At 50.2% G+C, this 651-nt stretch carries 1 protein-coding gene; it reads right to left on the minus strand.

Annotated features, from left to right (window positions below):
• A partial coding sequence (locus A3844_RS06690; RefSeq protein WP_143192028.1) for an IS110 family transposase occupies window positions 1-651 on the minus strand: 651 nt, incomplete at both ends.

Raw genomic sequence — 651 nt, forward strand, 5'->3', positions numbered from 1 at the left:
TTTGAGATTCAGTCCAGCCAGCCGTATAATCTGCTGTCCATGCTCGTAACCGCTTAGATCCCCTACTTCTGCAAGGAAACCCGCCAGCGTAACTACAGCCACACCCGGTACGGTGAGCATCTCTCCAGTGCCCGGAATTTGTGACAGTAGACGTTCCACCTCGGCCAGAATCTCTTCGAGCTGTCTGGCGAACATTTCGTACTGTTCCAGGAGCGTTTGAATCTCTATTCTTGCTGCAGGAAGTCCTTCGGTCAGTCCGATGGAACTCCTCGCCGTATCCATAAGGTGCTGCGCGCGTTTAGTGCCTACGGCTCGTTTCACGTCTTTCTTCCACCGCTGAACGATGGCTTCTGTACCGAGTGCGATGATTTCACCTGGTGTGGGAAACTCGCCTAGTGTAATCCGTGAAGCCTTGCCTTCCCAGTCTTTAAATACCTGCGTGTACTCTGGAAAAAAGCGATCCAGCCAGTTCTGCACCCGTCTTTGCACCTGTCCGAAGTTCACCATGATCTTCTCCCGAAGATTCATGAGAATTCGCAGATCTGCGTAGATACTTGTTGGCAATTTAGGTTCGCTGTATTTTCCGTTTCGCACCAAATCGGCAATGACTTTTGCATCTTTATAGTCGTTTTTCGTCGGTGAGTTATCTTC

The organism is Paenibacillus helianthi, assembly GCF_001909055.1.
Classification (GTDB): domain Bacteria; phylum Bacillota; class Bacilli; order Paenibacillales; family Paenibacillaceae; genus Paenibacillus_AQ; species Paenibacillus_AQ helianthi.